Here is an 8,512-nt window from a genome sequence, read left to right as displayed (position 1 = left end):
ATCGGCGTCTCGTCCGGCGCAAATGGCAGATCCATACGACAAAGCCTACACCCCTTTCATCTCCCCCCGGAGCCGGGCGACCAACTCGGCCGCGGGAAGTGAGCGGGCGAGCGGGGCGCCCTGACCGGCCCACTGGGCGCCGTAGCCGAATTCGCCTGTCGCTTTCGCGGCCGCGTGGAGCGCCTTGCCGGCGTCGTAGGCGATCGGATAATCGGGGAGGTCCCAGCGTTCGACGCTCCGGCCGATCGCGGTGAAGCGGTTCGCAAGACACCGGGCGGGGCGGCCCGAGATCGCGGCCGTCATGACGGTCTGCCCGGCCCCCGGCCCGAGGAGCGCGGCGCGGTAGCCGGCGTCGGCGGAGGACTCGGGGCAGGCGATGAACGCCGTGCCCAACTGTGCGGCGACCGCCCCCAGCGCCAGCGACGCAACGATCCCGGCCCCGTCCATGATCCCGCCGGCCGCGATCACGGGGACGTCGAGCTTCTGCGCCAGCAGCCGTGTCAGCGCGACTGTGCCGAGTTGCTCGTCGTCGGCATCGCGGTCGAAAACGCCGCGATGCCCGCCCGCCTCATACCCCTGGGCGACGACGGCGTCGATCCCGGCCGCGGCGACGGCCTGACCTTCCTCCAGATTGGTCGCCGTCGCCAGCAGCACGACCCCCGCGGCGCGGAGGGCCTGGATCCGGTCGGGAGACGGCAGGCCGAAATGGAAGCTGACCACCGGCGGGCGTTCGTCCAGCAGAACCGCGAGCTTGGCGTCGTCGGTCAGGAAGGACTGGTAGATCTCCGTCAGCCGGGCCGGAGGCTCCGCGCCGTAGCGGACGAAATCGGGCGTGAGCCGGGCGAGCCACGACGCCTCGCGAGCGGCGTCGGCGACGGCCGGCCTGTGGCAAAAGACGTTGACCTGGAACGGGCGATTCGTGCCGGCCCGAACGGCGACGATCATCCGGCGCGCGCCCTCGGCGTCGACCGCGCCGACCCCGATCGACCCGAGCCCGCCGGCGTTCGAGACCGCCGCCGCCATCTCCGGCGTCGACACCCCGGCCATCGGGGCCTGGATGATCGGCGCCTCGAGGCCCAGCCTGCGAAGCCATGGGTCCAATGGAGCGTCCCTCTCGATGGTCAAAGCCCCGCGAAGCGAATGACTTCGTAGGCCTCGTACAGGGCGGCGACGATCAGGACGATGGCGACGAGGACGCTCCCCTGGAGGTTGATCGCGAGCGCCTGGCCGAAGCGGCCCCAGAAGCTCGGACGCGGCGGCGGCGGGGGCGGCTCGTCTGGGGCGGGGGGCTCGGGCTCTCGGCTGCTCCAGACCTGGAACTCGTCGAGCGGCTCGGGTTTGGGAGGGGAGAGCGGTCCCTTGCCGAAGAGATAGATCGGGACGAGCACGCCAAAGAACGCGGCCAGGATGTAGCCGTGGCCCTCCAGCAGCAGCGTGCCGCTGTGGGGGATCAGCCGCGCCGCCATGATCGACTCCGTCGGCCCCAGCAGCAGCCCCCACAACGAAGCCCGGAGCATCGCCGTCAGCAGGCCGGAGCCGGGGATGATCAGCGAGGGCGCCGTGATGACCGCGAGCGTCCCCAGCGGGTAGTTCACCAGGAACGTGACGAGCGCCGCGAAAGGGATGCTGCCGGTCCGGTACGCGCGTGCGGCCACGGCCAGCGGGCCTCCGCCGCTGTCCCCAAGCTCGGCCCCCAGCGAGGTCGCCAGCAGGTCGTTCACCTCGGGGACGGCGTGGCCGACCAGGGCCGCCGCCAGGTAAAGGCCGAAGTAGCCGACGTGCAGCGTCCAGTACAGTCCGGGTCGGCCGACGATCTCTCGCAGAGGCGCTGCCAGGATCGGAATCACCCCCGACGACGCCAGCCGTCGATAGAGCGCGAAGAGCAAGGCCGAGCCCCCCAGAAGGAGCATCGCCTGACCGAGCAAGTAGAGCGCGAAGGCGTCGAACGTCGCATGCAGTCGGGGCGTGACGAGGCGGTAGTGCTTCGACGGATAGGTCTGGGCCAATCGCTCGGCCAGCGGCCCGCGCGGGCCTTTCTGATCGGGGAGCCGGAGCAAAACCGCCTCCACGGCCGTCGTATCCTCCGACTCGACGATCTCATCCATCAGCTCGCCGGTCGGAATCACGTATGACGGGGCGAACAGGGCGACGTCGGGTCGGAGCCGGCCGACGACCTTGAGCGTCCGACCGTCGAGGAGCAGGTCGTCGTCGGGCGTCTCAGACCCGGCCAGAACCTCGGCCGAATCGGGCGCGGGGAGTCGTCCCGATCGGAGCCAGGGCTTGAGGGCTTCGATCTCATCGGGCGGCAGAGCGACGAGCTTGGGGCTTGCGGCGATGGTCATCAGCTCGGCGACCTTCTCGCGGCCGCCGGAGAGGGCCTTCGCCACCGCGCGGGCGACGTCGGAAGCGGGCGTCGCCACGGCCCAGGCTCGCAACGACTTGACGCCTTCGGGGGCGTCGGGCGGCTTCTGGTCGCCCACCACCATCAGGGCCGTCGCCCAGGGGGCGTCCCCGTCGATCGCCATGCGGTCGCGATGCGTCGCAACCATCAGGGCCACGCCCACCGCCGCCAATACGCCCCAGGCCAGCGTCCGCATCACGCCTTCCCCTTTCTCGACGAGGAAATCTCCCTGGATTGTGCTCCCCAACCAGTACGGTCGCAAGGGTTGCGTCGATGGAGCCGCACAACCTGTGGCGGACGCCGCCCCGAATGGTTATGATCGCGACGGCGGCCGGGGTGCGTCCGACGGACGACGACGCGAGAACGGCCGCCGACGCACCTGGGATGGAGCCTCGGCATGACGCCTGCGCACGGACGTTCGCGACGGTCCCGCCACATTGCGCCGACCCTGGAATCGCTGGAGGGGCGGCGGCTGCTCACCCAGTACGTCCTCAACTCGGCGGTCACCTCCGTCTTCGAGTTCTCCGGCGCGACGAACCGAACGGTGGCGGAGTCGGCCGGGAAGCTGACGTTCATCGTCACGCGCTCGGGCGACCTCTCGTCGCCGGCGACCGTGAAGGTCAAGACGGTCGGCGATACGGCGCTGGAGGGGTTGGACTACGTCGCCTACCAGGGGACGCTCTCGTTCGCCGCCGGCCAGACGTCGACGACCTTCACCGTGAGCGTCATCAACGACCAGATCGCGGAAGCCCCCATCAAGAGCTTCACCGTTCAGTTGTACGATCCCTCGTCGGGGTCGATCCTGGGCCCCTCCTCGGCGGGCCTGGCGGGGGCGTCGACGTCGATCGTCTACATCGCCGACGACGAGGCCGCCAGCCGACAGGCCCTCAGCTTCTTCGACTACGGCAAGTTCGGGACCTGGTCGTACGACGCCGTCCAGGGCTTCCAGAAGATCGCCGACGTCGATCCCCAGGCGGTCGTCTCCTCGGCGAACCGGATGGCGTACGTCGACCTGGGCGCCAACGGACTCTGGGCGTGGGACTCGCTGCGAGGCCTCCGGCAGATCTCGACGATGGACGCGCAGCAGGTCGTCGTCTTCAACGCCTCGACCTACACCGAGGACGTCGTCATCGCCGACTTCGGCGCCAACGGCCTCTGGCGCTACAGCGAATCCAAGGGCTGGAAGCAGCTCAGCGACGTCGACCCGCAGTCGATCACCGTCGATCCCCAGACCCTGGACGTGTACGTGGCCTTCACGCGCAACGGCCTGTGGCGCTACAACGACGCCAAGCCCTGGCTGAAGATCGCCGACGTGTACCCCAGGAACATGGCTGCCGCGGTCGGCGTTCTCTACCTGAACGAGGGTCTCGACGGCGTCTGGAGCTGGTCGGTGGCTGACGGTCTGAAGAAGATCAACGCCGCCATGCCCAGCGCGATCACCGCCGGCGGAGGCGTCCTCTACACCGACTTCGGCGGCTTCGGCCTCTGGACCTACTCGACCGTCGCCGGCTGGAACCGAATCAGCACGACCGACCCGCGGTCGATGGCCTACGTCAGCGGAATGCTCTACCTGGACCTCGGCGCAAGCGGCGTCTCGACCTACACCGCGTCGACCGGCTTCCAGCAGGCGACGGCCTCAACCGTTCAGTCCCTCCTGGTCAACCTCGCCACGGGCGTCGTCTTCGTCGACGCCGGAACGGACGGCCTCTGGGCCTGGACCTCCGCCGGCTACAAGCGAATCAACGCCGCCAGCCCGACCGTCGCCAACGCCCTGGCGTGAGGCGGCGGAGGCACGCGGCCCATCGCTGGCCGGTCGCGTCGTCCGGCGGTATCATGGGGTTGCCGTCCCCCTCAAGCCGGAGGGCAAGTCGATGCCTTCGCCGTTTCCGGGCATGAACCCCTACCTGGAGCAGCCCGCGCTCTGGCCGGATTTTCATGTCGAGTTTCTCCACGGGCTCAAGGAGAAACTCGTCACTCTCATCCGCCCGAAGTACTTCGCGCTGCTGGAGCGGCACGTCTACGTCCAGGAACCGCCAGGCGAATCCACCTCGGTGCGGCTGCGACCCGACATCCTGGTCGCGACGTCTCGCCCCACCGACGAGGGGGGCGTCGCCGTGCTCGACGTCGCCGCACCGGTGCAGGTCGAGCACCTGGCCCAGGAAGTCGAACGGATCGCCTACCTGGAGATTCGCGAGACCCGTTCCGGCGAGTTGGTGGCGGTCGTCGAATTGCTCAGCCCGTCGAACAAACGCGAGGATCGGCTCACCTACCTGGCTCGTCGCGAGAAGGTCCTGGGAAGCGCGGCGCATCTGGTGGAGATCGACCTGCTGCGCGGCGGTCGGCCGATGCCCGAGGCGGATCGGCCGCCTTGCTCCTATTCGGTGCTGGTCAGCCACGCCGACGGCCGCCCACGCGCCGGGTTCTGGCCGATCGGCCTGCGCGATCCGCTACCGGAGATCCCCGTCCCGCTCCGACGGCCCGACCCGCCGGCGAAACTCGACCTCCAGGCGATCCTCCACCGAGTGTACGACGCCTCAGCCTACGAGGACTTCATCTACGAAGGCTCCCCCGACCCGTCGCTCTCCCCCGACGACGCCGAGTGGGCTTCCTCGCTGGTCCCCAAACGGGGGTGAACGATCGCCGCTCCCCGCGCCCGTTCCAGCAAGGCCGCGACGCGGTTGACGCAGGCTTCGAGGTCCTTGTCGACCTCGTGGCCCCAGAGGCGGAGGACGAGCCAGCCCTGGCGGCGGAGGGCGGCGAAGTTGCGGCGGTCGCGGGCGCGGTTGCGCTCGATCTTGGCCCGCCAGTAGTCGGAAGACAGCTTGTGCTTCCACTGCGGGTAGCGCCAGCCGTGCCAGAAGTCGCCGTCGACGAACACGGCGACCCTGGCTTTCGTGAACACGAAATCGGGCTTGCCGGGTAATGACTTGTAATTGCGTCGATAGCGCCAGCCCCGGCGGTGGAAGGCCGAGGAGACCTTGCGCTCAAGCGACGTGTTCTTCCCCTTCACCGCCTGCATGGTCCGCCGGCGCTGGTCGGGCGTAAGGTTGTCGGCCAACGGGCGTCCTCCACCGGGCTGACGACGGCTCCATCGCCGCGAACGTCGGCGACAGGACGTGGCGGTCGATCCATTGTACGGCCGGCACGCAGACCGCGTCGCCGAATCCGAACAGGCTCTGCACGGCGTTCGGCGCCAGGGGGAAGTCCGGCGCCCCCTGGAGGCGGGCGTATTCGCGGGGGGACATCCAGCGCATCCGGAGTCGACCGTCCTCCACCACGACCACGATCTGCCGAGCGCTGCCGCCCCGAGGGGTCCGCAGGCAGCCGGCGACGCCGTCGAAGCGGACCTCGGCGCGGGTCCGGCCATCGCGCTTGCGGCGGAAGATCGTCCCCACGAAGGTCTCGCCGGACGCCTGGGCCGCCTCGATCCGCTCGCGGTGGCGGTCGTGCATCATGTCCCGATGCTTCGAGACCGCCGCCTCGTCCCACCAGTCCTGGCCGTCGTCGCGATCGATGAGCGTCGAGACATGCGTGGGGCGTTCCCCCGGCGCGGGGACGTCGAAGGCGATCCAGCCCGTGGGCAGCTCGATCGACCGCATCAGATCCGTCAGGCGAGGGGGCCGAATCCGACGATCGGCCGATGTGACCCGCTCCGACCAGGCGTCGCCGAACCAGCCCGAGGGGGATTGAGCCACCGCTCCGACCGGCTCCACGCTTTCGTCCACGCCCACCACGAACACCCTCGGCCGGCTCTGGGGGAGGAACATCGCCGCGTCCAGCGTGAAGGCGTCCAGCCGATAGCCCAGGCCGGCGAGGGCCCTCGCGGCGGCCTCGAAGTCCTTGCCCCCGGCCGAGGTCAAGAACCCCGCCACGTTCTCCAGCAGGACCATCGGCGGCCGACGCTCCCCCAGCCCCTCCAGCACCTTCACGAAGCCGAAGAACGTCGACGAATGCGTCCCCTCGAAGCCCCTCCCGCGCCCCGCCAGCGAGAGGTCCACGCAGGGGAACGAGGCCGTCGCCAGCGCAGGGCGGCCGTGGATCCGAGCGACCGCCTCGGCCGTGTCCCAGACGTCCCCCAGGTGGAAATGCCCGTCGTCCCCGAACCGGCCGACGTACATCCTCCGCTTCTTCGGGTCCACGTCGTTCGCATAAGCGCACGACCACCCCGAAGCCCCCAGCGCCTCCCGCACCAGGCCGATCCCCGCGAAGAACTCGCAGAACGTCTTGCCGAGGTCCTCCGAGTCCGCAACGGCCTTCCCCCCTCGCGGGGGAAGGTGGCCCGCAGGGCCGGATGAGGGGGCGACCGGCGGCGGATCTGGATTCGATCGATGACTTCTCATGCGATGCCGATCCCCCCTCATCCGGCCGCTTCGCGGCCACCTTCCCCCGCGAGGGGGGAAGGCCGTTGCGGTCCCAATCGCAGACGACTTGAAGACTACCACACGTCCACCTCCCCCGAATTTCACCCGGACATATTGACTCCACAAAACACCCGGATATTATTCCCTCAGCCAAATTGAACCCGGGTTTTATTCAACCCCAGGAGAGAACCAAATGGACGAGCCCCAGACCTATACCGCCTTCGCCGGAGTGGGGCGGATCGCCTCGGGCGACCTGGCGACGATGCTGCGGGGGGTGAAGACGTACCTGGAGGGCGAGAAGCCGGAACCTGTTCTGATTTTCGAGGATGCGACGGGCAAGCAGGTGGATTTCGACTTCCGGGGGACGGAGCAGGACGTCCTGGACCGGGCGGAGGCCGGGACGCCGAAGCCGGGACCGGGACGGCCGAAGCTGGGGGTGGTGGCGCGGGAGGTCACGTTGCTTCCTCGGCACTGGGACTGGCTGGAGCGTCAGCGGGGAGGGGCGTCGGCGGCCTTGCGGAGATTGGTGGACGAGGCTCGCAAGCGGGAGCCCGGGCGAGAGAAGGCCCGGCTGATTCGCGAGGCCGCCAGCAAGGTCATGTGGTCGGTCGCTGGCAACCTGCCGGACTTCGAGGAAGCTTCGCGAGCCCTGTTCGCCCCCGACCCCGACCGCTTCGACGCCCTGATCGCCGCCTGGCCTGCCGACCTCCGCGAGCACTTCTGCAAACTCTCGCGAGAAGCGGCCCGGCTGGAGGCGGAGGATGGATCGGCCGGTTCGTGATCGGCCGGGCCCCCTGGGATTCGGCAGCCCGGGGGGCTACAATGGATCCACTCGCCTGATTGGGGGACGTCGAGGGCATCGAAGGGGATGGACCGGCTCCAGATCCTGTGTTTCGCCGGGACGTACGTGCTCGCGCTGGCGGTCGAGCTGGCGAGGGTCTTCGTGCGCAGTCCGCTGCGGTGGTATGCGGGGGTGGGGCTGACGTTCCTGGGCTGGGTGGTGCAGACCTTGTATCTGGCCAACCTGGCGATGGCTCGCAACGAGCTGCTGCCGGTGACCTCGGCGTTCGAGTCGGTCATGGTGCTCTCCTGGGTCGTGGCGCTGATCGGGCTCTACCTGATGCTGCACTGGCCGAGGCAGGTGGCGGTGGGGTTCTTCACGCTGCCGCTGGCGCTCGGGTTGATCGCGGGGGCCGCCTGGTTCGTGCCGAGGACGGTGGGTCGCGAGTGGGACGGAGCGACCGCCTTCTGGGGGACGATCCACGGGATGTTCCTGCTGGCGGGGGCCGTCTGCGCGTCGCTGGCGTTCGCGGCCGGGCTGATGTACCTTGCCCAGATGCGTCGGCTGAAGTCGAAACCGGTGCGACGGTTCGGGTTCTCGCTGCCGAGCCTCGAACAATCCGAGCGGGTCAATCGGGGGGCGGTCGTGGCGGCCTTCCCGCTGCTGACGGCCGGGCTGGTGATTGGAGTCCTCCTGAGCGTATCGGAGCTTCGCAAGGCGAAGGGCGGGGGAGCGTCGCTGGGGGTGCCGTGGTACGATCCGAAAGTCCTGAGTGCGTTGGGGATGTGGCTGGTGTTCGCGGTCCTCTTGCACGCCCGGTTCCGACCCTCGATGCGGGGCCGGACGGTGATGATGCTGACGATCGCGGCGTTCGCCTTCCTGGTCTTCACCTGGGTGGGAGTGGAAGCTCTGCGGCTGCCGACCGCCCACGGCGCGGCCAGGACGGCCTCGGCGGGGGGGGCTCCGTAA

The 8,512-nt window shown here is 69.3% G+C and carries 8 protein-coding genes; 4 read left to right on the top strand and 4 right to left on the bottom strand.

Annotated features, from left to right (window positions below):
* Positions 1–45 precede the first annotated feature (45 nt).
* Positions 46–1,101, bottom strand: a complete 1,056-nt coding sequence (locus G5C50_RS25460) for an NAD(P)H-dependent flavin oxidoreductase (RefSeq protein ID WP_165073791.1) — start codon at positions 1,099–1,101, stop codon at positions 46–48.
* 20 nt (positions 1,102–1,121) lie between these two features.
* A complete protein-coding gene (locus tag G5C50_RS25455) occupies positions 1,122–2,663 on the bottom strand; it encodes a hypothetical protein (RefSeq protein WP_165073790.1) in 1,542 nt (513 codons plus the stop codon).
* A 135-nt stretch (positions 2,664–2,798) separates the two neighbouring features.
* On the opposite strand from G5C50_RS25455, the gene G5C50_RS25450 reads away from it, so the two are divergent.
* Together G5C50_RS25450 and G5C50_RS25445 are read left to right on the top strand one after the other, a co-directional pair.
* On the top strand, positions 2,799–4,181 hold the full coding sequence (locus tag G5C50_RS25450; RefSeq protein ID WP_165073789.1) for a Calx-beta domain-containing protein: 1,383 nt from the start codon (positions 2,799–2,801) through the stop codon (positions 4,179–4,181).
* A gap of 91 nt (positions 4,182–4,272) precedes the next feature.
* Positions 4,273–5,034 (top strand): DUF4058 family protein, encoded by a 762-nt coding sequence (locus G5C50_RS25445; RefSeq protein ID WP_165073788.1) that lies wholly within the window; start codon positions 4,273–4,275, stop codon positions 5,032–5,034.
* Here the strand turns inward: G5C50_RS25445 and G5C50_RS25440 are convergent.
* Positions 4,956–5,459 (bottom strand): very short patch repair endonuclease, encoded by a 504-nt coding sequence (locus G5C50_RS25440; RefSeq protein WP_165073787.1) that lies wholly within the window; start codon positions 5,457–5,459, stop codon positions 4,956–4,958. The genes G5C50_RS25445 and G5C50_RS25440 overlap by 79 nt on opposite strands.
* Positions 5,386–6,741, bottom strand: a complete 1,356-nt coding sequence (locus G5C50_RS25435; RefSeq protein ID WP_165073786.1) for a DNA cytosine methyltransferase — start codon at positions 6,739–6,741, stop codon at positions 5,386–5,388. The genes G5C50_RS25440 and G5C50_RS25435 overlap by 74 nt, the downstream gene beginning before the upstream one ends.
* Before the next feature lie 214 nt (positions 6,742–6,955).
* Between G5C50_RS25435 and G5C50_RS25430 the strand changes: the two genes are divergently transcribed.
* Together G5C50_RS25430 and G5C50_RS25425 are read left to right on the top strand one after the other, a co-directional pair.
* Positions 6,956–7,543: a DUF2239 family protein gene (locus G5C50_RS25430; protein ID WP_165073785.1), complete on the top strand. Its 588-nt coding sequence runs from the start codon at positions 6,956–6,958 to the stop codon at positions 7,541–7,543.
* A gap of 87 nt (positions 7,544–7,630) precedes the next feature.
* Positions 7,631–8,512 (top strand): cytochrome C assembly family protein, encoded by an 882-nt coding sequence (locus G5C50_RS25425; RefSeq protein ID WP_165073784.1) that lies wholly within the window; start codon positions 7,631–7,633, stop codon positions 8,510–8,512.

Source organism: Paludisphaera rhizosphaerae (assembly GCF_011065895.1).
Classification (GTDB): Bacteria; Planctomycetota; Planctomycetia; order Isosphaerales; family Isosphaeraceae; genus Paludisphaera; species Paludisphaera rhizosphaerae.
This window is presented reverse-complemented; position numbering and strand designations above follow the sequence as displayed.